At 58.8% G+C, this 23,303-nt stretch carries 17 protein-coding genes, 1 tRNA gene and 1 pseudogene; 17 read left to right on the forward strand and 2 right to left on the reverse strand.

All coding sequences use genetic code 11. The features are described 5' to 3' along the window. The first annotated feature begins 74 nt into the window (after positions 1 to 74). From FE840_RS12435 to exoR, 6 genes are all read left to right on the forward strand, one after another. Positions 75 to 148 (forward strand) — tRNA-Cys (locus FE840_RS12435). Positions 149 to 362: 214 nt separating this feature from the next. Next, positions 363 to 1,034: a protein-L-isoaspartate O-methyltransferase family protein gene (locus FE840_RS12440; RefSeq protein ID WP_171033790.1), complete on the forward strand. Its 672-nt coding sequence runs from the start codon at positions 363 to 365 to the stop codon at positions 1,032 to 1,034. Between the two features lie 237 nt (positions 1,035 to 1,271). After that, entirely contained in the window at positions 1,272 to 2,303 is a 1,032-nt protein-coding gene (locus FE840_RS12445; RefSeq protein WP_138288961.1) for a PopZ family protein, read from the forward strand. A gap of 114 nt (positions 2,304 to 2,417) precedes the next feature. After that, positions 2,418 to 5,348 carry a valine--tRNA ligase gene (locus tag FE840_RS12450; RefSeq protein ID WP_138288960.1) on the forward strand — a complete coding sequence of 977 codons (2,931 nt, stop codon included), beginning with the start codon at positions 2,418 to 2,420 and terminating at the stop codon, positions 5,346 to 5,348. Positions 5,349 to 5,779: 431 nt separating this feature from the next. Continuing rightward, positions 5,780 to 7,012 carry an OmpP1/FadL family transporter gene (locus FE840_RS12455; protein WP_138289029.1) on the forward strand — a complete coding sequence of 411 codons (1,233 nt, stop codon included), beginning with the start codon at positions 5,780 to 5,782 and terminating at the stop codon, positions 7,010 to 7,012. A gap of 531 nt (positions 7,013 to 7,543) precedes the next feature. Next, positions 7,544 to 8,356 carry an exopolysaccharide production regulator ExoR gene (exoR, locus tag FE840_RS12460; protein ID WP_138288959.1) on the forward strand — a complete coding sequence of 271 codons (813 nt, stop codon included), beginning with the start codon at positions 7,544 to 7,546 and terminating at the stop codon, positions 8,354 to 8,356. A 49-nt stretch (positions 8,357 to 8,405) separates the two neighbouring features. Here the strand turns inward: exoR and xth are convergent, their stop codons facing one another. After that, positions 8,406 to 9,194: an exodeoxyribonuclease III gene (xth, locus tag FE840_RS12465; RefSeq protein WP_138288958.1), complete on the reverse strand. Its 789-nt coding sequence runs from the start codon at positions 9,192 to 9,194 to the stop codon at positions 8,406 to 8,408. Positions 9,195 to 9,201: 7 nt separating this feature from the next. Next, complete coding sequence (gene erpA / locus FE840_RS12470; RefSeq protein WP_138288957.1) at positions 9,202 to 9,534, reverse strand: iron-sulfur cluster insertion protein ErpA; 333 nt, start codon at positions 9,532 to 9,534, stop codon at positions 9,202 to 9,204. Between the two features lie 200 nt (positions 9,535 to 9,734). Here erpA and FE840_RS12475 point away from each other — a divergent pair, with 200 nt between their 5' ends. From FE840_RS12475 to serS, 11 genes and pseudogenes are all read left to right on the forward strand, one after another. Next, on the forward strand, positions 9,735 to 10,952 hold the full coding sequence (locus FE840_RS12475) for a deoxyguanosinetriphosphate triphosphohydrolase (RefSeq protein ID WP_138288956.1): 1,218 nt from the start codon (positions 9,735 to 9,737) through the stop codon (positions 10,950 to 10,952). A 56-nt stretch (positions 10,953 to 11,008) separates the two neighbouring features. Beyond that, positions 11,009 to 12,769 (forward strand): arginine--tRNA ligase, encoded by a 1,761-nt coding sequence (gene argS, locus FE840_RS12480; RefSeq protein WP_138288955.1) that lies wholly within the window; start codon positions 11,009 to 11,011, stop codon positions 12,767 to 12,769. Between the two features lie 65 nt (positions 12,770 to 12,834). Next, positions 12,835 to 15,822 carry an SPOR domain-containing protein gene (locus FE840_RS12485; RefSeq protein WP_138288954.1) on the forward strand — a complete coding sequence of 996 codons (2,988 nt, stop codon included), beginning with the start codon at positions 12,835 to 12,837 and terminating at the stop codon, positions 15,820 to 15,822. Between the two features lie 126 nt (positions 15,823 to 15,948). Then, the gene (gene nagZ / locus FE840_RS12490) at positions 15,949 to 16,962 is read left to right on the forward strand and encodes a beta-N-acetylhexosaminidase (RefSeq protein WP_138288953.1); all 1,014 of its coding nucleotides are present in this window, start codon (positions 15,949 to 15,951) and stop codon (positions 16,960 to 16,962) included. Continuing rightward, a complete protein-coding gene (locus FE840_RS12495) occupies positions 16,962 to 17,825 on the forward strand; it encodes a segregation and condensation protein A (protein WP_138288952.1) in 864 nt (287 codons plus the stop codon). Before nagZ ends, FE840_RS12495 begins: the two co-directional genes overlap by 1 nt. Positions 17,826 to 17,838: 13 nt before the next feature. Beyond that, complete coding sequence (scpB, locus tag FE840_RS12500) at positions 17,839 to 18,570, forward strand: SMC-Scp complex subunit ScpB (RefSeq protein ID WP_138288951.1); 732 nt, start codon at positions 17,839 to 17,841, stop codon at positions 18,568 to 18,570. 122 nt (positions 18,571 to 18,692) lie between these two features. Next, complete coding sequence (locus FE840_RS12505; RefSeq protein ID WP_138288950.1) at positions 18,693 to 19,787, forward strand: ABC transporter ATP-binding protein; 1,095 nt, start codon at positions 18,693 to 18,695, stop codon at positions 19,785 to 19,787. A gap of 46 nt (positions 19,788 to 19,833) precedes the next feature. Further along, on the forward strand, positions 19,834 to 20,031 hold the full coding sequence (locus tag FE840_RS12510) for a twin-arginine translocase TatA/TatE family subunit (RefSeq protein WP_138288949.1): 198 nt from the start codon (positions 19,834 to 19,836) through the stop codon (positions 20,029 to 20,031). Between the two features lie 134 nt (positions 20,032 to 20,165). Continuing rightward, positions 20,166 to 20,747, forward strand: a pseudogene (tatB, locus tag FE840_RS12515) (Sec-independent protein translocase protein TatB); the annotation flags it as partial. Positions 20,748 to 20,989: 242 nt separating this feature from the next. Then, positions 20,990 to 21,805 (forward strand): twin-arginine translocase subunit TatC, encoded by an 816-nt coding sequence (tatC, locus tag FE840_RS12520; protein WP_138288947.1) that lies wholly within the window; start codon positions 20,990 to 20,992, stop codon positions 21,803 to 21,805. 205 nt (positions 21,806 to 22,010) lie between these two features. Beyond that, positions 22,011 to 23,294 (forward strand): serine--tRNA ligase, encoded by a 1,284-nt coding sequence (serS, locus tag FE840_RS12525; protein ID WP_138288946.1) that lies wholly within the window; start codon positions 22,011 to 22,013, stop codon positions 23,292 to 23,294. Positions 23,295 to 23,303: the final 9 nt, after the last annotated feature.

Genomic DNA, 23,303 nt, shown 5'->3' on the forward strand with positions numbered 1-23,303 from the left:
TTTTGAAATTTCCCCTTGCGCTCTTTCTGGATACGTTCTAAACGCCAGCCACCACACGCACTTTTCTTCCGGACGGCCTCGTGGCGGAGTGGTTACGCAGAGGACTGCAAATCCTTGCACCCCGGTTCGATTCCGGGCGAGGCCTCCAAATTTTCCCCAAAGCCATTCAACTTATATTGACGCATTCTACGCTGAGCGGTGCTAACAAACCCGATTGCCGGTCTGTTGCATGGCGGAGGTGACAGTGTCGCCTTGTGCCGTGTCTGTGATAAAGTGTCCGCAGCGGAAGCAATGTCTTGAAAGCCGGTCTTGCTGCAATTAAGACATGCCCACGAATTCCCGGCGGACAGGGGCTACAGGATATGATGGATTTCGCAGCAGCACGCATCAAGATGGTGGACAATCAGCTTCGCACAACGGACGTGACGTCCCATTCGGTGCTGAGCGCATTTCTGACGGTGCCGCGCGAGGCTTTTGTGCCGAGTGACATGAAGCAGCTCGCCTATATTGACGAGGATCTGCGTATTGCAGCGCCTGTCGATGGTCGTCCGGCTCGCTACATCATGGAGCCGTCGCCGCTCGCCAAGCTTCTTCAGCTCGCCGCAATCACCAAGTCCGATGTGGTTCTGGAAATCGGCTGCGGGGCAGGTTACGCCGCAGCACTTCTTTCCCTTCTTTCGGATTCGGTGCTTGCCGTAGAAGCCGATGAAGCGCTGGCCAATCAGGCAAGCGAGACCCTGTCATCGCTGGGTCATGACAACGTGGCTGTCGTCGTCGGTGACATGGAAGCCGGCTATGCGGCGGAAGCGCCCTATGACGTGATCTTCTTCAGCGGTGCCGTTGAAGTCGTGCCGGACGCACTGCTCGACCAGCTTCGCGATGGTGGACGTCTTGTTGCCGTCATCGGCAATGGCAATGCCTCGCGCGCCCGTCTTTATGTCAAGAACGGTGGTTCGGTCTCCCATGTCGACAGCTTCAACACCTGCGTGAAGCCGCTTCCGGGCTTCCGCCGCGCTGCAGAATTCGTTTTCTGAAACTCATGATTCTGCCGCATCGCCATCACCCGTCCGCTGGCTGACCGCCCGGACGGGTGTTTCATGTTTGCATCACATAGTGGCAATAGAGAATCACCTGCCGGGGAAATCTGTGCATCACGGCATTTCTCGGTCCGGACGTGATTTTTTTCAGGGAACGAGTATCCTAGGGTCAAGGCGAATCGGCTTGGCGATGGTTTTGCCGACCGAAGACTCTTTAGGACAACGGGGATTAGTATGGCTCAGCCAAGCGTAGCGCGTGAACCGTCCATGGAAGAGATCCTGGCATCCATTCGCCGGATCATTGAAAGTAACGACCCGGTCAACGGCAAGTCCGATGATCTCGACCTCGGTGAGGCCTATGCGTCTGCCGCAGACGCGGGGGAAATCGGCACCACGTCCTTCGACCTTGACGAAACGGATCTCGGTTCACTTGATTTCACGCCGGCCAATGATCGCGGACCCGTTGCCGCTGCACCGGAGCCGGAGCCAGTGTTTCCTTCGTCCCCCCAACCCGCGCCGTCTGGTGGCATCAATGCGGCGCTGGCTCCCAAGGCAACCGCTGCGCCTGCCATTGCCGCCCAGCCGTCACAGATCGTGGCAAAGGAACCGCAAAAGAGCGTGTCCCTTGCTGACCTTGCTGCGCGGGTGCGCTCCGCCTCCGAGCGGTTCGAGCGTCCGGCAGCCTTTTCCGGCGAGCGCCGCCATGCCGATATGGGCAAGCCGATGGAAAGCCCGATCCTGCCGCAGCGCCTTGCCGAGCTTCGCGCTCCGCTGGTCCAGGCATCGGCAGCCATGGCGGCAATGGAACTCCCGGCGTCGGCAACTGAGCCGACCTTGACTCCTGAAATGGAGACGAAATCTGCGGGCTTGCGCGACGAACACGCTATGGACAGCCTGGCTGAAATCGTTGCCAGGCAGGAGCCTGTGACTGAAGTCGGTCCCGTCATGGAAGAAGAGCAGGTTGCCGCAGCTCCAGCGGTAGAGGCGCCTGCCATGGAACAAGCCCCGCTGGATGTGACTGCAAAGGCTGCGCCGGCGCAGGAGCTCGCAACGCTGATCTCGGAAACGACAGTCCAGCAGGTGTCCCGTTCCTTCGGAGAACTCGCCGCTGCCATTGATGGCCAGCAGCGCCGCTCCCTGGATGAAATGGCCGAGGAGATGCTGCGCCCCATGCTGCGTGAATGGCTCGACGACAATCTGCCGACACTGGTGGAACGCCTCGTGCGCGAGGAAATTGAACGCGTCGCCCGCGGTCCGCGACGCTGATCATCTGCCCCATCGGGTATTGAGGCCGCTCCCTCGGAGCGGCTTTTTTATTGACTCGTCGTAGCCCGTCCTGTTTACAACCCTCCTTCACGAACTCGAAATTCCGGTCCCAAAATGCTCGAAAAGACCTATGATTCCGCCGCTGTCGAACCGAAAATCGCCAAAGCCTGGGATGAGGCGGATGCCTTCCGTGCCGGCGCGAATGCGAAGCCGGGCGAGGACACTTTCACCATCGTGATCCCGCCGCCGAACGTGACCGGCTCGCTGCATATGGGGCATGCGCTGAACAACACGCTGCAGGACATCATGGTGCGCTTCGAGCGCATGCGCGGCAAGGATGTGCTCTGGCAGCCGGGCATGGACCATGCCGGTATTGCGACCCAGATGGTTGTCGAGCGCAAGCTGGCCGAAAACGGCCAGAACATTACCCGCCGGGACATGGGCCGCGAAGCCTTTATCGACAAGGTCTGGGAATGGAAGGCCGAATCCGGCGGCCTGATCTTCAACCAGCTGAAGCGCCTCGGCGCCTCCTGCGACTGGTCGCGCGAACGCTTCACCATGGACGAAGGCCTGTCGGCTGCCGTCCTCGAAGTCTTCGTTACGCTCTACAAGGAAGGTCTGATCTATCGCGGCAAACGGCTGGTCAACTGGGATCCGAAGTTCGAAACCGCGATTTCCGACCTCGAGGTCGAGAACAAGGAAGTCGACGGCCATATGTGGCACTTCAAATATCCGCTCGCGGGTGGGGAAACCTATACCTATGTCGAGAAGGATGAGGATGGCAACGTCACCTTCCAGGAGGAGCGGAACTACATTTCGATCGCGACCACGCGGCCCGAGACCATGCTGGGTGACGGTGCGGTTGCTGTTCATCGAACAGATGAGAGATATGCTGCAATCGTCGGAAAACTGTGCGAAATTCCTGTTGGGCCAAAAGAGCATCGTCGTCTGATCCCGATCATCACGGATGAATATCCGGATCCGAAATTCGGCTCTGGCGCGGTGAAGATCACCGGCGCGCATGACTTCAACGACTATCAGGTCGCCCGCCGCAACAAGATCCCGCTTTATCGCCTGATGGATACCCAGGCAAAAATGCGCGATGACGGCGAGGATTATGCCGTTTATGCGGCGCGTGCTCTGGAGATTGCCAAGACCGGTCATCTGCCGAATGAGGCGGAAGTCGACGAAATCAATCTCGTTCCCGACGACTATCGCGGCCTTGACCGCTACGAGGCCCGCAAGCGGATCGTCGATGCGATCAATGCCGAAGGTCTCGCCGTCACCGTCAAGGACGCAGAGGGTAACGACATTCCCTATGTCGAAAACAAGAAGATCATGCAGCCCTTCGGTGACCGCTCGAATGTTGTCATCGAACCGATGCTGACCGACCAGTGGTTTGCCGATGCCAAGACGCTGGCCGAGCCGGCGATTGCCTCTGTCCGCGAGGGCCGCACCAAATTTGTCCCGAAGAACTGGGAAAAGACCTATTTCGAATGGATGGAAAACATCGAGCCGTGGTGCATCTCGCGCCAGCTCTGGTGGGGTCACCAGATCCCGGCCTGGTATGGACCGGATGGCCAGGTCTTCGTCGAAAAGACAGAGGAAGAGGCGCTTGACGCCGCAGTCCAGCATTATCTCGCCCATGAAGGCCCATGGAAGGCCTGGGTTCAGGAGAAGCTTGAAAACTTCCAGCCCGGCGAGATCCTGACCCGCGACGAGGATGTGCTCGATACTTGGTTCTCGTCGGCGCTCTGGCCTTTCTCGACGCTCGGCTGGCCGGACAACACGCCGGAACTGGCGAAGTACTATCAGACCGACGTTCTCGTTACCGGCTTCGACATCATCTTCTTCTGGGTCGCCCGCATGATGATGATGGGCCTGCACTTCATGAAGGACGAGGACGGCAATCCCGTCGAGCCCTTCCACACGGTCTATGTTCACGCGCTGGTTCGCGACAAGAACGGCCAGAAGATGTCGAAGTCGAAGGGCAACGTCATCGACCCGCTGGAGTTGATCGATGAATATGGCGCAGACGCGCTGCGCTTTACGCTGGCGATCATGGCCGCCCAGGGGCGCGACGTGAAGCTCGATCCGGCCCGCATCGCCGGGTACCGCAACTTCGGCACCAAGCTGTGGAACGCCACGCGTTTTGCCGAAATGAACGGTGTGAAGGCCGATCCGAAATTCCTGCCGGAGACGGCTACGCTTGCCATCAATCGCTGGATCCTGACCGAGCTTGCCCGCACGGAAGCCGAGGTCACCGAAGCGATCGAAAGCTATCGCTTTAACGACGCCGCAGGCTCGCTCTACCGCTTCGTCTGGAACCAGTTCTGCGACTGGTATCTGGAGCTCTTGAAGCCAGTCTTCATGGGCGAGGACGAGGTCGGCAAGAAGGAGGCGCAGGCCTGCGCGGCTTATGTGCTGGAACAGATCTACAAGCTGCTGCATCCGTTCATGCCGTTCATGACGGAGGAGCTCTGGGCCCATACGGCAGGTGAGGGCGTGTCGCGTGATACCCTTCTCTGCCATGCCGACTGGCCGGCTCCGGAATTCTCGGACGAGAATTCGGCCGCCGACATCAACTGGCTGATCGACCTCGTCACCGGCATCCGTTCGGTTCGCTCTGAAATGAACGTACCGCCTGGAGCCACGGCACCGCTGGTCATTGTCGGTGCAAACGGTGTGACGCAGGAACGAGCACGACATCATGAAGCGTCGATCAAGAGGCTGGCGCGTGTCGAGACGATCGAACTCGCCGAAACGGCACCGAAGGGCGCCGCGCAAATCGTGATCGGTGAGGCAACGGCCTGCCTGCCGCTTGGGACGCTTGTTGATCTGGTGGCGGAGAAGGCGCGACTGGAAAAGGCTATCGCCAAGGTGGACCAGGAGCTCGCCCGCATCAACGCCAAGCTCGGCAATGAGAAATTCGTTGCCAATGCCAATCCGGAGGTTGTAGCTGCGGAGCGGGAGCGCAAGCAGGAGCTCGAAATCCAGAGGGCGAGCCTATTGGCTGCCCTGCAACGGGTCCAGGAAGCCGGCTGATTGGGCTTACAGAAATGTTTTTCCAAGGTCGCTCTCTTCCGGGCGGCCTTCGTCATTGGGGCAATGATTCAAACTGGGACTGCTGGCGACGATCCACCCGAATTCTGGGGTGGATTTTCATGTTGCAGCGCATGATTTTCTGCAGAATTCAGTCAGTTATGCCTTGGAGAGCAAAAAACTGCGATGTCGCGACGACTGTTGTCCTGCTGCAACGCTTTGGTGAGTTTATAGAATAGAATTCCCATTTATGCGTTGAGATTAGCTCGTTTTGGGATTTGTTTTCCTTCTGCCTGCGGTGTAACGTGCACGTAAGATATTTTACGTAAGAATTTACCATGTTCCTTACATTGTGAAGAAAACATGGCGAGATTGCCATTCGTGGCCGGACGGCTACTATGGCGATTGATGATTTGCCAATATTGGGGAGTGAGATGGCGTTTAATATCGTGAAATCAACAAGTTTGGCCCTGCTTGCGGCAACAGCTGCAGCCGGAATCGCCCATGCCGGCGGCCTTGAGCGCGGTGGCTACAACATCGACCTGCTGTTCGATCCTGGCCAATATGTGGCGGAAAGTGGCGTGACATACGTGGCGCCGGATCGTACGCTGAAGAATGTTCGGGATACGAACAATGGAAACGGTAATTTGAATACGCGGGCGACGACTGCATCCGAGACCGAGAGCTACTTTGTGCCGCGGATTGGTTTTAAAGCGAGCTTGACGGATTCTGTAGATTGTATGGCTGATTATTCTCAGCCTTGGGGCGCTCACACCAAACCTGGATTTAACTGGGCTGGGGCGAATGACAACGCGGAAACCAAAATAAGCAGTAACAACTACGCACTCACTTGCTCTTATAGATTCGACGTTGGCCCTGGACAATTCAGGGTGATTGCTGGCGGGTTTCACCAAGAGGTCTACGGGTTCAAAGAGCGCTTGGTAGCGCAAATACCTGCCGCGTTTGGTACCGGTATAGGTCGCCTTGATCTGGAAGGCGACGGCTATGGATGGCGGATTGGCGCGGCATATGAGATCACAGAGTATGCATTGCGCGCGAGCCTCGTTTACAACAGCGAGGTAGAGCTTGATGACATCACGGGGACTCTTGATCTTCGCGGAATTTCTGCGTTGGTACCTGGTGGTGGTGGTTTGTTTGGCAGGTCTTCTCCAGTTTATGGCTCAACGGCCATGCCTGAGTCTGTCGAACTTAAAGTTCAGTCGGGTATTGCGCCTGGCTGGCTGGCATTTGGATCTGTAAAGTGGGTGGACTGGAGCCAGCTACAACGTATCCCATTTTTTGTTGCTGGAACCACCTCACCTGAGGCGACGGCTCTCAGTCTTGCGTACCGCGACGGTTGGACGGTCAGTGGCGGCATCGGCCACAAACTAAATGACCAGTGGAGTATCGCGGGTTCCGTGACTTGGGATCGAGGTACTTCGCAGGGGTTTGGTTCTCAAAGTGACACCTGGACCTTTGGAACCGGAGTGTCATACACGCCGAGTGAGAATGTGGAGTTCCGGCTTGCCGGTGCATTAAGTCTGCTTACGTCGGGCAGTTCTGGACCCACAACGGTTAAGGGCGTAACCTACGGCAATGAAATCTCCTACGACTTCGGCACTGATCTGGCCGCAGCTGTCTCCACATCGCTCAAGGTCCGCTTCTAAAATCGGATACCCGCAATTTGCGCAAAGCCCGGCATGTCCGGGCTTTGTTGCGTCTGGGCATCAGGATTTGTGACATTTGTGCAACGTCTCATCTATCCTCGCAGGGGGCAACGCGGCTTTGCCCAAATTGTCCATATCCCGCCACAAATCAGGTGCACGGCTGCTGGCAGGACATGGGCGTGGTGCTGGTTCTTGTGTTTTGAGTGTGTGCGGCATGATGTGGTGTGGCGCGGAAGCCATTGAGTTTTCAGGCAGGTTCTGCCTTTCCGGCGATTGTGCCGGATCTCAACGGGAAGAAGGCCAGCTTGGTCACGGCAGGGTCCTAGTCTTGCCGAAAACAGGATCTACTATCTGTTGCATGCGGAACACAGAAGTGGACGCGGTTAGACGCGTAAACGCCCTAGATATTGACGGGTGTGAACGAGATATTCATTCGTTCATGGGCAGTCTGATGCCGAAGGTCTCGCGGGTGGTCATCCGGGAAGGGATGGGACTGTGATGGTCTCGGCTTTATGGAAGAATAACGCTACGATGCGGTTGAGTGAGTGGAAATCCCCGGCGGCAGTGCTTCTGTCGGCGATGCTGGTCTTGTCGGCGATGCTGGTCTTGTCGGCAGGCGTGCCGGCTAGAGCATTCGACATAAATGGTTCGGTAACCAAGGAATCCGGTCCCTTCGATCTCTTCAAGTTCGGCTTCAATGCCTACAAGAAGGGTCAGAAGGAAGAAGCCGTCGAGGCCTATCGTTATGCGGCTGAAAAAGGTCACACGGGTTCGCGCTGGGCGCTGGCCAACATGTATGCGGCCGGAGACGGTGTGGTCCGCGACGACTTCGAAGCCTTCAAGATTTATTCCGAGATAGCCAGCCAGGGTGTCGAACCCGGATCGTCTGATACGGGCTTCTTCGTCAATGCTCTGATGGCGCTGGCGCGTTACTATAAGGACGGCATTCCCGGAAGCCCGGTCACCGCCGATCTGGCCCAGGCCCGTCAGCTTTATTTCCAGGCTGCCTCGGCCTTTGGTGTACCGGAAGCCCAGTTCCAGCTGGCGCGCATGATCCTTGCAGGCGAGGGCGGTCGCGCCAATGTCCAGCAGGCGAAAAAGTGGCTTAATCTGGCGCGGCGCAGCGGCCATGCCGGTGCCATGGCAGTCTTTGGCAACGTTCTCTTCCAGGAGGGGCAGACCGTGAGAGGTCTGGCTTTTCTAACGGCAGCATTGGAGCGCTGCAGCCCTGTCGATTGCGGCTGGATGCAGGAAATGCAGGAACAGGCGTTCTCGGTGGCAAACGAAGAAGACCGTCGGGTTGCCGTCGCAATTGCGCCGCAGGTTTTCCAGCAGGTCGAGTAACTTCTACTTTTCAGGATCAAAAAATGGCTCCTTGGGGAGCCATTTTTTGTTAGTTGAACGCGAAGTGGCCAACAACCGGTACATGATCGGAGGGCTTTTCCCAGGCGCGGACATGCTTCTCGATGGCGGTCGACCGCAGGTGATCGGTCGCCTCCGGTGACAGCATCAGATGATCGATGCGGATGCCGTTGTTCTTCTGCCAGGCGCCGGCCTGGTAGTCCCAGAAGGAATAAAGTGACGCCTCATCTGTCGTTGCCCGCACGGCGTCGACGAAACCCAGATGTTCCAGCCTGCGGAAGGCGCTGCGGCTTTGCGGCAGGAAGAGGGCATCCGTTGCCCATTGCTTCGGATCCTTGCAGTCGAAGGGCTCTGGAATGATGTTGTAATCACCGGCCAGGATCAGCGGCTCCTCAAGCGCCATGCGATCCCGGGCAAGGGCTTCAAGCCGTGCCATCCAGGCCAGCTTATAGGGATATTTCACCGGATCATCCGATGGATTGCCATTCGGAAGGTATAGCGAGACGACACGGATCGCGCCGCGTTCAACCGAAAAAACGCCCTCGATAAAGCGTGCCTGCTCGTCGCCGTCGTCGCCCGGCAGGCCTCTGTGGACTTCATCCGGCTTCATGCGCGAGAGGAGGGCGACGCCATTGAAACCCTTCTGCCCATGGGTTTCGACATGATATCCCAGCGCCTCGATTTCACGGCGAGGAAAGCCTTCATCGACGGACTTGATCTCCTGCAGGCATGCGATGTCCGGACGGGAAGTCTCCAGCCACTGGCAGAGGTTTTCGATGCGAGCCTTCACACCGTTGATATTCCAGGTGGCAATTTTCATGAATTCCTCAAACGGAGAAGCTGGTGCCGCAGCCGCAGCTTGCAACGGCATTCGGGTTTTTGATCTGGAAAGATTGCCCCATCAGATTGTCGATGAAGTCGATTTCCGAGCCGGCCATGTAGATGAGCGATACGGGGTCGATCAACACCTTGGCACCGTCCCTCTGGATCACCACATCATCGTCATGGGGGGCGGTATCGAGGTCAAACTTGTAGGAGAATCCCGAACAGCCGCCGCCCTCGACCGATACCCGCAGAGCGCTCTTTTCGGGGTCACTGGCGACAACGGCGGCGATTCGCTTTGCCGCGGATTCGGAAAGGGTCACGTTTACATCAGTCATTCTTTCGCCTCCTGACGGGTTCAAGGCCCGTGGAAAACCGGCTCTCTCCGCAAGGTTCGAGCCATCAGATGAAGAGATAGTGCCACAAAGGACCGGGGATTGACCAATCGAGATCGTGCAGGGCAGACCCGGCCTTGCGGCTTCATCCGCTATAGGTATGAAGGCTGAAGAGTGGCGTCAATGGGAGCAACCGCAGACGGATGACGATCGATAAGGAAGCGCTGGGTTTTGGCTCCGGCGAAAGAGCAATCTACGCAACCAATCCCTGGGCAAGCCGTGGTCGGTTGTTCCCGGAGGCAAGCAGCCCGACCCGCTCCGATTTTCAGCGGGATCGCGATCGCATCGTGCACACGACAGCCTTCAGGCGTCTGAAACACAAGACCCAGGTTTTCATCGGCCCCGATGGTGATCACTATCGTACCAGACTGACCCACACGATCGAGGTGGCCCAGATCGCCCGTGCTCTGGCGCGTGCTCTGAAGCTCGACGAAGATCTCGCCGAAGGCGTGGCGCTTGTCCATGATTTTGGCCATACGCCTTTTGGCCATACCGGCGAAGATGCGCTGGACGAAGTGCTGAAGCCCTATGGCGGCTTTGATCACAATGCCCAGTCCTTGCGGATCGTCACAAAGCTCGAGCGCCGCTATGCGGACTTCGATGGCCTCAACCTGACCTGGGAGGCGCTTGAAGGCCTGGTGAAGCACAATGGCCCGCTTTTGACGAGGGAAGGCGAGGGGACGCGTGGCCCCGTTCCGCAGCCGATTCTGGACTATTGCGAGATCCATGACCTTGAACTGGCAAGCTTCGCAGGGCTTGAGGCTCAGGTTGCAGCCATTGCCGATGACATTGCCTACAACACCCATGACATCGATGACGGCCTGCGCTCGGGCTATCTGAGCTTCGACATGCTTGAGGAGGTGCCTTTCCTCGCAGGACTGATGCGCGAGGTCCGCGAGAAGTATCACCACCTCGATGAGGATCGCTTCACCCACGAGATCATGCGCCGCCAGATCACCCGGATGGTGGAGGATGTGATCGGAGTTGCGCAGGAGCGATTGAAGCAATTCAAGCCGCAAAGCGTGGAAGACGTGCGGGCCGCACAGACGACCATCGCGACCTTTTCCGAGGCGATGGCAACGACCGATCAGCAGATCAAGAAACTGCTTTTCCGACACATCTATCGCCATCCTGACATCATGCGCATTCGCGCCGGTGCGGCGCAGATCGTCACGGACCTGTTCCATGCCTACATGGCAGATCCGACCTTGATGAAAAGCCACTTCTGGGTGAACCACATTTCCGGTCTGAACACTCCAGCCAAGGCGCGTCACGTCGGCGACTATCTTGCCGGTATGACCGATACCTACGCCGTCCGGGTACACAGGGAGCTGTTTGACCGGACTCCCGATTTGCGATAGGCAGCGCTCAACTTTGGAACGGTCGACCGCAGACAGACGGTCGCGCAGGTGTGAACATGAATCTCTTTGCCGATTTCGAAACCAGACTGACGAACACGCTCGCGCAGATCGAGGGAATTCGCGAAAAGCGCGACAGTCTGGACTTCAGCCGTATCGTCGTTGAACCGCCGCGCGATCCGAGCCATGGCGATGCGGCGACCAATGCGGCGATGGTGCTTGCCAAGGGCGTTGGAACCAATCCGCGCGCGCTTGCTGAAACCATCAGTGAGGCGCTGAAGAAGGATGAAGACATCGTCGAGGTCACGGTCGCCGGACCCGGCTTCATCAATATCAGGCTGTCGGTAGCCTACTGGCAGCGTCTGCTTGCCCTGATGATCCGTCAGGGAACGGATTTCGGTCGATCGACTGTCGGCCAAGATCGCAAGGTCAATGTCGAATATGTCTCGGCCAATCCGACAGGCCCGATGCATGTCGGCCATTGCCGGGGCGCGGTCGTGGGCGATGCGCTCGCCAATCTCTTGGCCTTTGCCGGCTATGAGGTGACCAAGGAATATTACATCAACGACGCCGGTGCGCAGGTGGACGTGCTCGCACGCTCTGTGTTCCTTCGGTATCGCGAGGCGCTCGGCGAAAAGATCGGCGAGATACCGTCTGGTCTTTATCCTGGCGATTACCTGGTGCCTGTCGGTGAGGCTCTGGCAGCCGAATATGGTCCGCGCCTGCACAATATGCCGGAAGAAGAATGGATGACGATCGTCAAGGAGCGTGCGATCGAGGCCATGATGGCGATGATCCGTGAGGATCTGGCCACCTTGAATGTACATCATGACGTGTTTTTCTCGGAGCGCTCGCTGCATGCCAATGGCGCCTCCAGCATCCGCACGGCCATCAACGACCTGACTTTCAAGGGCCATGTCTATCGTGGCACCCTGCCGCCACCCAAGGGCCAATTGCCGGAAGACTGGGAAGATCGGGAGCAGACGCTCTTCCGCTCGACCGAAGTGGGTGACGACATCGATCGTCCGCTGATGAAGTCCGACGGCAGCTACACCTATTTTGCTGCTGACGTTGCCTACTTCAAGGACAAGTATGATCGTGGCTTCTCCGAGATGATCTATGTGCTCGGCGCTGACCACGGCGGCTATGTGAAGCGTCTTGAGGCCGTGAACCGGGCGGTTTCTGAGGGCAAGACCAAGCTGACGGTTCTGCTGTGCCAGCTCGTCAAGCTCTATCGCGACGGCGAACCGGTGAAGATGTCCAAGCGGTCGGGCGATTTCGTCACGCTTCGCGAGGTGGTCGAGGAGGTGGGATCAGACTCCGTCCGCTTCATGATGCTCTATCGCAAGAGTTCTGAGCCGCTTGACTTCGATTTCGCCAAGGTGACGGAGCAGTCGAAGGACAATCCGGTCTTCTACGTGCAATATGCTCATGCACGCTGCATGTCGGTCCTGCGTCAGGCGAAGGAAGCCTTCCCGGATGTTGATTTTGACGCTGTCGATTTTTCTGAAGCTGTTCTGGGGCAGATTTCCGAGCCCTCGGAGCTGCAATTGATCGGCAAACTGGCGGAATATCCGAGAATTGTTGAGGCTGCGGCCCAATCGCAGGAACCGCATCGGCTTGCTTTTTACCTCTATGATCTGGCAAGTTCCTTGCACGCCCATTGGAACAAGGGCAAGGATTCGCCTGAATTACGCTTTGTTAACGATAAACATAGAGAATTAACCATCGCCAGGGTTGGGCTGGTGCATGCTGTCGCCTCCGTGTTGAAGTCGGGACTGGCCATTACTGGCACCGCTGCGCCGGATGAGATGCGGTAGTATCGTCACCTTTTTCCCACATTGCGCTGGCATGCGTAGCGTCGCGTAGGTGAGTGGAACAGGTAATGGTACAAAAACAGGCCGCATACAGCAGTCGAGCACAGGGTGAAAGCTTCGCGGACGATGATCCGTTGGCGGAGCTTGCGCGCATTGTCGGCTTCGACCAGCCGCAGCAGCGCGCGCCTGAGCCGGAGCGGGAAGAGCTGCCGGCGGCTGCGCCTCAGGAGGCGGAGTTCAATCTCGAAGATGAGCTGCTCAGAGAGTTCTCGGATTACAATCCTCCCGTCACAGTGACTCCGCCAGTGTCGCGCGTGGCGGCGGAGCCTCAAAGGGCTCCGGAGCCGGCAAGGATCGAGCCGGACTACCGGGAATTTTCTGGCATCGACGATGAGCCGTTTGATATGGGTTTGTCGGTGGCGGACGCCTATGATCAGCCCGAGGCTCAAAGTGCACGGCCAGCTGACCAGGATGCTCCCGCTTTCGATCTTGCCGATGAGCTGGAATTTGCAGTTGGCGAGCCGGAGATGCCGGCCGAGCAACCGTTCGACAACAGTTTCGCGAATTACAAAGTTGCGGAGCCGGAGGCAGAGCTTCCCCGACCGGTTCAGGCGCCCGAGCAGCGACTGCATTTGCCCTTGGCCAATTTCTCCGTGCAGCCGCCGCGTCGGATCGACCACGTTGTTGAGCCGCAGCCTGCCGCAGAGATCGCGCCAATTTCAGCCATGGAGCTGACACCAAGTTCAGCTCCGAAGGCTCCGGAAGCTCTCGTAGAGAAAAGCCTTCCTCAGCCGGGTTCTTCTGGTGAGGCTTTCGACCCATTTGCGCGCGTTTCGCCTGCTCCGGTGCTGTCGGCTCCTGTCGATATTGAGCTGCCATCGGTAGCGTCGGCACGTCAGGCCGCAGTTGCTGCCCCTGCCGAACCCTTCGATTTCGCTGCCTTCACAGCCGAGCGTGCCCAGGCTAGAGCCGCAGAACCTCTGGTGGCGCCGGTGTCCTCATCCCGTCAGGAGCCGGATTTCGGCTTCTCCTTTGACGATGAGTTTGGCGCCGAGCCGGAGTATCGCCAGCCAGGGCGGGAATTGGAGACCAGGCAGGCTTCAACAGTTGTTGCCGACGACCGGTCAGCCGAGGGCGCTGATCCTTTTCTCGATGATGGCTTCGATCCGTTCGTGGATCACGAATTCGACCTGCAACTCGACGAGTTGGATCTCGATCTCTCCGATATCGAGGACGAGGCTCGTGCCGAGAACCCGAAGCCGCAGGCGGTTTCAGCTCCTGTTACCGCTCCCCTGGCCGCAACTCGATCCACCGAACCCGATTGGATGGACGATCTCCTGCGCGAGGCGACCGCTCCCGTCGCGCCCCTCGCCAACAACATGCAGGCTGCCTCCGCTGAGCAACGCGGCGAAACATACACGGGTGAAAGAGCGCCAACGGTGTTCCAGACCCCGATAGCCACAGCGGCAACGGGTCAGCTTGCAGGCGGTCTTGCCGCCACGGCCGCGATTGGTGCGGCCTCGCCTTCTGCGCCAGCAGGCCTTCAGTCTCCTCAGATGCAGGCGGCTCCGATCAATGCTCCTGGTGAGCCTTCATTCGGTTTCGACCCGACTGAAATCTCCGAACAGGATGAGATGGTGGAGAGCTTCTCGGGGATGGATGTGCCGGAGGTGCCGGTTCCAGAGCCCAAGCAGTCGGCTCCCGTGTCGAACGATTATGACTTTGATCTGGATGCAGAGCTCGCAACGCTTTTCAACGAGCCCGTGGTCGCTGAGCCAAGTGTTGCGCCCCTGGCCGCTGCGGCGACAGTGACACCGCTTGCCGTCAATGCAGCGAAACCACATGCGGCTCCGAAGATCGATGATTTTGATGCCTTCGAAAAGGCGCTTGAGGACGACCTGAAATCCTCCATGAGTTTTGCCAAGGAAGACTCGGGTCTCCGTCGCGGCCACATTGCCATCACCAGTGACGGAAGCGCTGCCCGCGCCCGGAAAATCAAGACGGGTCTGCTCGCAACGGCGGCAGCTGTGGTCGTCGTGGTGGCAGCCGGCGGCGTCTATGCCTGGTTGACCGGATCCACAGCGCCCGGCGGCTCTGGCGAGCCAATCGTGATCGCTGCAGACAAGGACCCGATCAAGATCGTTCCCGATGATCCAGGTGGCAAGGCAGTCCCGAACCAGGACAAGGCGGTCTATGATCGAGTGGCCGGTGCCCCTATTGAGGATCCCCAACAGGAAAACCTGATCTCTTCCAATGAAGAGCCGATTGATGTGGTCCAGCGGACGTTGATCCCCGAGACAGTCCCGCTGGCCGAAAATGACGAGGCCATCCTGCGTTCAACGCCCGTTGGTGACACGGAAGATCCGCGTTTGCTGCCTGGTGTCGGCGATCCGACTGCCAATGCTGCCGAAGAGGATGTGACAATTGCACCGCGTCGTGTTCGCACAATGATCGTGCGGCCAGATGGTACACTGGTGGCGCAGGAAGTGCCTGCCGAAGCTCCTGCCCAGGCGGCACCCAGCGAGCCCGCGACGAATGTCCTTGCTGCTCCAAGCCTGCCCAGCCCGGAGGACAGTGCCGCCGCCCGTGCTGCTGTTCTGGCCGAGGTGACGGAGGGAGAGGCAACGCCAAATGCAGTCGCGCCAACGTCGTCAAACAATGGTGCAACACCAATACCGACCACGCGCCCGGCCGACCAACCCGTCAATGTCGTCGGAACCGTGACGGATCAAGGCAATCTGCGCCCAAGCCAGCAGCCGGTGGAAACGGCAGCGGCGGCTCCGGCTCAAGCGGCAGCACAGGTCTCCAATCCGGGCGGTTTCGTGATCCAGATTGCGTCCCTTCCTTCGGAAGCCGATGCGCAGCGATCCTACCAGTCGCTGTCAAGCCGCTATGCGAGTATCATTGGTGGTCGCGGTGTGGATTTCCAGCGGGCAGAGATTGCAGGCAAGGGAACCTATTTCCGTGTCCGGATCCCCGCTGGCACGCGTGAACAGGCAGTCGCCCTTTGCGAGCAATACCGGTCGGCGGGCGGTAGCTGCATTGTCGCGCGCTGATCGTTTTGCTGCAGTTTGATCGGGTGCGGGCGGTTTCCATCGGAAGCCGCCTTTTTCCTGTGTATGAACCGCTTGTCGGCTTTTACGCTGCTTCGGCTTTCCGATCCTCCCATTTATGATTCGTCCATGACCCACGCAAAAGCCATGATCCTCGGCTGCCTCGGGCAGCGTCTCACAAATGACGAAAAAGCATTTTACCGGGACGAACAGCCCTGGGGCTTCATCGTCTTTTCGCGCAATCTTGCCGAACCGCAGCAGATCCGCGATCTGGTCGCGGAGATGCGGGATTGTGTCGGTGGGCGCAATGCGCCTGTTTTGATCGACCAGGAAGGTGGGCGCGTGCAGCGCATACGCGAGCCGATTGCGCCGCGCTACCCGTCTGGCGCCGACATTGGCACGCTTTTCAAGCTCGACGAAGAAAAGGGCCTGCGGGCAGCCTGGATCATGTCGCGATTGCACGCCTTTGATCTTCGGGCTCTTGGCATCAATGTGGATTGTCTGCCGGTGCTCGACGTTCCAATCCCCGGCGCAAGCAATGTGATTGGCAATCGAGCCTATTCAGGGGATCCGGCCATCGTCGCGCGCATCGGGCAGGCTGCTGCGGATGGACTGAAAGCGGGAGGGGTGTTACCGGTGATGAAACACATTCCCGGTCATGGACGCGGCATGGCTGATTCCCACCACGAACTACCAGTCGTGACGGTACCGCGTGAGGATCTGGAAGCCCATGATTTCGTGCCGTTCAGGGCGCTGCGGAAGGAACTCATGGCCATGAGTTGCCATGTCGTGTACACCGCCATTGATCGTGACAATCCGGCCACTGCATCGCGGATTGTAACAGACGAGATCATCCGTGGTTCCATAGGCTTCGAGGGCTTGCTGATGTCGGACGATATCTCGATGAATGCTCTGAGGGGCACGATGGCGGAGCGGGCGCAGCGCCTGTCAGCCGTGCTGGATGTGGTGCTCCATTGCCATGGCCATATGGACGAAATGCAGGCAGTCGCTGCCGCCGCCCCGCTGCTTTCCGGGCGCACCCTCCAGCGGGCGCTGGCTGTCGAGGCGGCCTTCGGCGATCCGGATGATGCCGACGAAGCAGCCCTTCGTGCCGAATTCTCCAGCTTGATGGCGGTTGCGTGATGAGCCGAGGTCCGGTCCAGCCGACAGTGTTGAAGCGCGCCGGCGGGCCGGAGGTGGCAACGCCCATGGACAGCCTTTGGCAGGATGTGAGCAGTGAACGCGCCAGCGGCGAACCTGCTCTTCTCATCGATGTTGCCGGTTTCGAAGGACCGCTCGACCTGTTGCTGTTTCTGGCACGAAATCAAAAGGTGGATCTTGCCCGCATTTCCGTGCTGGCGCTCGCCGAGCAATATCTCCAGTTCATCGAGAGCGCACGCCGCATCCGGCTCGAACTGGCGGCGGACTACCTCGTCATGGCCGCCTGGCTTGCCTATCTCAAGTCGCGTCTGCTGATCCCGCAGCAAACGAAGGACGAGGGGCCATCAGGGGAGGAAATGGCTGCAACGCTGGCCTTCCGTCTGAAACGGCTTGAAGCGATCCGCGAGGCCGCGACACGTCTCGTCAATCGCAACCGCCTTGGACGCGATGTCTTCGTCCGCGGGGCCCCCGAACATGTGCCGACACAGTCCAACAACGCCTATGACGCAAGTCTCTATGACCTCCTGACCGCCTATGCGGCACTTCGCCAGCGGCAAGCGGTCACGCAGGTGACGATCGAGCGCCGACGGGTATGGTCTTTGACGGATGCGCGCCAGATCCTGACCCGCATGATCGGCGAAATCGGTGACTGGACGGCGCTTGATCACTATCTGCTGCGTTTCCTGCCGAGCCCGGAGGAGAGGGTGACAGCCATTGCCAGCGCCTTTGCCGCTTCGCTCGAACTGGTGCGGGAAGGACGCCTGGAGATGCGCCAGGAGCGTGCATTCGACCCAATCTTCTTGCGCAGCGGGCCAAAAGCCGAAGCCCTGAAACAGGTCGATTGAGAGGCGTCGGATCATGGCAGTCGAGATCCCCGATACAACGCCCGGCGGCGATGAGCAGCCTTCCGTCAGCAATCATGCGGTGCTCAGCGAGCATCAAATTCGTGAAGCCACCCGTATTGTGGAAGCGCTGGTCTTTGCCTCTGCTGAGCCCGTCTCCACCGCATTCCTTGCGGAGCGACTGCCGCGCAATGCCGATGTGCATGCCATTCTGCTGCACCTCAAACAGGATTATGCGGCGCGTGGCGTCAATCTCGTGCAGGTGGAGGATTGCTGGGCGTTTCGCACGGCTGCGGATCTCTCCTTTGCCATTCGCAAAGAAGAAACAGAGGTCAAGAAGCTGTCACGCGCGGCGCTCGAAGTGCTCGCCATCATCGCCTATCATCAGCCGGTGACCCGGGCCGAAATCGAGGACATCCGTGGTGTCCAGACATCCAAGGGTACGCTCGATGTCCTGATGGAGGCGGGATGGGTCCGCTTCAGGGGGCGCAGGCGCACACCTGGTCGCCCGGTCACCATTGGGACCACCCGTGATTTCCTCGACCATTTTGGGCTTGAGGAACTGCGAGATCTGCCTGGTCTCGAAGAGTTGAAGGGGGCAGGACTGCTCCAGGGTCGCATCCCGGCAAACTTCAATATTCCCCTGCCATCGGATTTTGATGCGCTCGCCGAGGATGAAGACCCGATTACACAGCTCGATCTCGAGGAGCTTGGCCTATTGACACCGGGTGGTGAAGCGGACGAATAGGTTCAGGTTTTTTGAGTTGGCGGCAGCGGCCTCGGGGTGTATCGCCCCTTTTCTGGTGGCCTGCAGGATTGCCAACAAGGATTGACCGGTGAGCGAATAGGGGCGTCCGCGTAGTATTTCGAATGAATTCAGCCATACCGAGCAGAAAGAATGGGCAGTTGACCGCAGGCGTGACCTTCGCGGCACGCCTCACATTCGAACATATCCGGCACAGCTATTACGGTCGTGAGACGATCCGGGATGTGTCACTGACCGCCGAGCCGGGCGAGGTGCTCTGTCTGCTCGGGCCGTCCGGCTCTGGTAAGACGACCCTGCTTCGAATAGCCGCAGGCGTGGAAACACAGACCGGCGGTCGACTGTTGATCAATGACCGCGAGATGGCCGGCCCGAATGCCTTCGTGCCCCCCGAAAAACGAGGCGTCGGTCTGATGTTTCAGGACTTCGCCCTGTTCCCGCACATGACGGTGCTCAACAATGTCCGCTTCGGCCTGACGGCCATGGCCGCGAAAGAGGCTGTTTCAGAAGCCATGCATGCGCTGGAGCGCGTTGGTCTCAGCCATTATGCCGACAAGTATCCGCACGCGCTTTCTGGTGGCGAGCAGCAGCGGGTGGCGCTGGCTCGGGCGCTTGCCCCACGTCCCAGCGTGCTCCTGATGGACGAGCCTTTTTCCGGTCTCGATTCGCGGCTGAAGGACAATGTCAGGGCCGATACACTGGCGATCTTGCGGGAGAGCCGGGCGACGGCGATCGTCGTCACCCATGATGCGGAGGAGGCGATGCGCATGGCGGACCGTATCGCGCTGCTCCGGGACGGCCAACTGATACAGGTCGGCACGGCCGACGATCTTTATCGTCGGCCAAAGGATCTTTTTGCTGCGGCTTTCTTTTCGGAAATCAATGAGTTTTCGGGTGTTGTACAAGGCGGGTTGGTCGAGACGCCGCTTGGAACTGCCAATGCTGCGGGTATGGGCGAGGGCAGGGATGTCTCCGTGGCCGTGCGTCTGTCAGGTCTTGCGGTAAGTCCTGATGCTGGTGCAATTCCGGCCCGTATCATATCCCGGCGGTTTCTCGGTGTTGTGGAATTGCTCGATCTTGCCATACCGGGCACCGAGCGTCCGGTTCGTTCACGCATACGTGCGGACATGCTGCCTCCCGGTCTAAGGGATGTTACCATCAGCGTTGATCCTAAAGACATTTTGGTGTTTGAAAAAAGCTGAGAAACCCCCTACATCGGTGGGACTTAAACCTAAGGAGTGGCAGGTAATGGGTACTTTTAGCATTTGGCACTGGCTGATCGTTCTGGTCATCATCCTGCTGCTGTTTGGTCGCGGCAAGATTCCGGATCTGATGGGTGATCTGGCCAAGGGCATCAAAAGCTTCAAGAAGGGCATGTCGGACGACGACAATGATGCCACCCAGACCAACAAGACGGTTGATCACAAGCCCGACGAAACCAAGTAAACGCGACCGGCGCGATCTTTGGCGGTCAGATGACGGGTGGTTTGCCACTTTCATCCGACCGGCCAAGACGAGCGCGGCGGAAATGGCGGTGATCAGCTGTGATCGCCTTGGCCTGGGCGTCAGGAGCCTGAGAAATGCTGGATATTGGCTGGACCGAACTGCTTGTTGTTTCGGTTATCCTGATTGTGGTCGTGGGCCCGAAGGACCTGCCGCCCATGTTGCGTGCCTTTGGCAAAATGACGACGCGTCTTCGCAAAACGGCTGGGGAGTTTCGTGCGCAATTTGACGAAGCTCTGCGCGAGGCCGAGCTGGACGATATTCGCAACACCGTCAATGATGTGAAGAAGCTGAACCCTGCCGAAAGCCTGCGTGAGGCTATCAATCCGCTTCGCCAGATGACTGAGGACATCAAGAGTGACCTGCACAGGGCGACTCGTCTTGAAAGCCCTGCAGAGAGCGAGGCAGAGCCTGAAAATTCGATCCTGCCTGACATCTCTGATCTGGCCACTGAGCCACCCGCGGAGTTGAGGCCTGCGGCGCCCGTCAGTTCGCAGACCGGGCAGGCACCTGCAAGTTCGGCACCGGCTGCAACAACTGCACCCCCTGTTGTGCAGCAAACCGCGGCTAACGTCCCAGGTGATACGAGCGTTGGTGCGCCCGTCGCTGCAGCACCGGAGGCGAAGGTAGCAAACACAAAGGCTCCGAAGTCTCCAGCGAAGAAGGCTGACGCTTCGCCAGGCGGAAAGTCGGTCGCAGCCAAACCAGCGAAAGCCAAGTCTGGGACGGTTGCCTCTGATGTCACCGATGCCGTGAAGGCTGCACCTTCGAAGCCAAGGGCTGCAGCCGCCAAGCCAAAAGCAGCGGTCGCCAAGACCAAGGTCGCAAAGCCGGCTGAGCCAGCTGCAAAAGCACCCGCACCATCGACACGAACACGCAAAGCCAAGAGTGAGGACCGCGCATGAGCGGCGATGTAGAAGACAAGCCGCAGCCGCTGGTCGAGCATCTGATCGAGCTGCGCTCGCGTCTGATCTGGGCGCTCGGGGCGTTCTTCGTCGCGTTCATCGTCTGCTTCGCCTTTGCGAAAGATCTGTTCAATTTCCTGGTTGTCCCATACAAATGGGCGGTTGGCTGGGCCGGTCTGGATGTGACCAAGACTGAACTGATTTACACCGCGCCGCAGGAATTCTTCTTCACGCAGATTAAAGTTGCCGCTTTCGGCGCCATGGTGATCGCCTTCCCTGTGATCGCCTCGCAGCTCTACAAGTTCGTCGCACCGGGTCTCTACAAGAATGAGCGCCAGGCTTTTCTGCCGTTTCTGATCGCTTCACCGCTTCTCTTCCTGCTTGGCGCGTCGCTTGTCTATTTCTTCTTCACGCCCATGGTCATGTGGTTCTTCCTGACGATGCAACAGGCGCCCGGTGAGGGTGAGGTGGCAATCTCGCTGATGCCCAAGGTGTCCGAGTATCTCAGCCTGATCATGACGCTCGTTTTTTCCTTCGGTTTGGTGTTCCAGTTGCCGGTGGTGACGACGCTTCTTGCCCGTGTGGGCATTCTCGAAAGCCAATGGCTTGCCGACAAGCGCAAGTATTTCATTGTCGTGGCCTTCATCGTTGCGGCTGTTCTGACGCCGCCTGATCCGCTCTCCCAGATCGGTCTTGCCTTGCCGACTATCCTTCTCTACGAGGTAGGCATCTATGCTGCACGACTCGTGGAGCGGCGTCGTTCTGCCGAAGCGCAGGCCAAGGCGGACGAGGCTGATCTGCCGGCGGAATGATGCGTTGGTCGCTCGAGTCAGGGCGCCCTCATCCTTGAAATGCAGTCATGGAACACAGCGCTGAAAATGTCGCTGGTGAATTCCCGTTGGCCATCTGCCGGTGAATGCCTCAGCAGGAACGGGCAAGATGGCTGAATTTTTCGACACCTGGACCTTGCGCCGCCAGAGCGCGTGATGGCCAGGCAGCACATCACCTGGAACGGTCATGCTCGACATCAAATGGATCCGCGACAATCCCGAGGCCCTGGACGCAGCGCTGGCCAAGCGCAGCGCCGACCCCATGGCCGCCATGCTGGTTGCTCTGGATGAGAAGCGTAGATCCGTGGTTCAGTCTCTGCAGGATATGCAGGCACGCCGCAATGCCGCGTCCAAGGAAATTGGTGCCGCGATGGCACAGAAGAACAGCGAACTGGCGGACAGATTGAAGGCCGAGGTGGCGGCGCTTAAGGACACGATGCCGGCGGCTGAGGAGCAAGAACGGCAGCTCTCTGCCGAATTGAATGATATCCTTTCGCGCATTCCCAATGTCCCGCTTGATGACGTGCCTGTTGGCAAAGACGAGGCGGACAATGTTGTGGCGCGCGTCGTTGGCCAGAAGCCGGGTTGGAATCACAAGGCCCGCGAGCACTTCGAGATCGGTGAAAACCTCGGTTACATGGATTTCGAGCGTGCTGCGAAGCTTTCAGGTGCTCGCTTTACGGTGCTCACATCGCAACTTGCCCGGCTGGAGCGTGCCCTTGGCCAGTTCATGCTGGACCTGCATACGGGTGAACACGGCTATATCGAAGTTTCCTCGCCGCTGATGGTGCGGGACGAAGCCATGTATGGCACCGGCCAATTGCCGAAGTTCTCAGAGGACCTGTTCAAGACCACCGACGGTCGCTGGTTGATACCGACTGCTGAAGTCACCCTCACCAACCTCGTTGCTGGCGAAATCCTGGACCAGGAAAAGCTGCCGCTGCGCTTTACCGCACTCACGCCATCCTTCCGCTCGGAAGCGGGCTCGGCCGGTCGCGATACCCGTGGCATGCTGCGCCAGCACCAGTTCTGGAAATGCGAACTGGTGTCGATCACGGATGCCGAGAGCGCAATCGCCGAGCATGAGCGCATGACGGCCTGCGCAGAGGAGGTGCTGAAGCGTCTCGGCCTGCATTTCCGTACCATGACGCTCTGCACCGGCGACATGGGCTTTGGTGCGCGCAAGACCTATGACATCGAGGTCTGGCTGCCGGGGCAGGATACCTACCGCGAAATCTCCTCCTGCTCGGTCTGCGGCGATTTCCAGGCCCGGCGCATGAATGCGCGCTACAGGAGCAAGGACGACAAGGCGACGAAATTCGTGCATACGCTCAACGGCTCAGGCACCGCAGTCGGTCGCTGCCTGATCGCTGTCATGGAAAACTATCTGAACGAAGATGGGTCCATCACTGTCCCTGACGTCTTGCTGCCCTACATGGGCGGCGTCACGAAGATCGAAAAGGCCGACTGAGCGGAACAA

It is taken from the genome of Peteryoungia desertarenae (genome assembly GCF_005860795.2).
GTDB lineage: Bacteria > Pseudomonadota > Alphaproteobacteria > Rhizobiales > Rhizobiaceae > Allorhizobium > Allorhizobium desertarenae.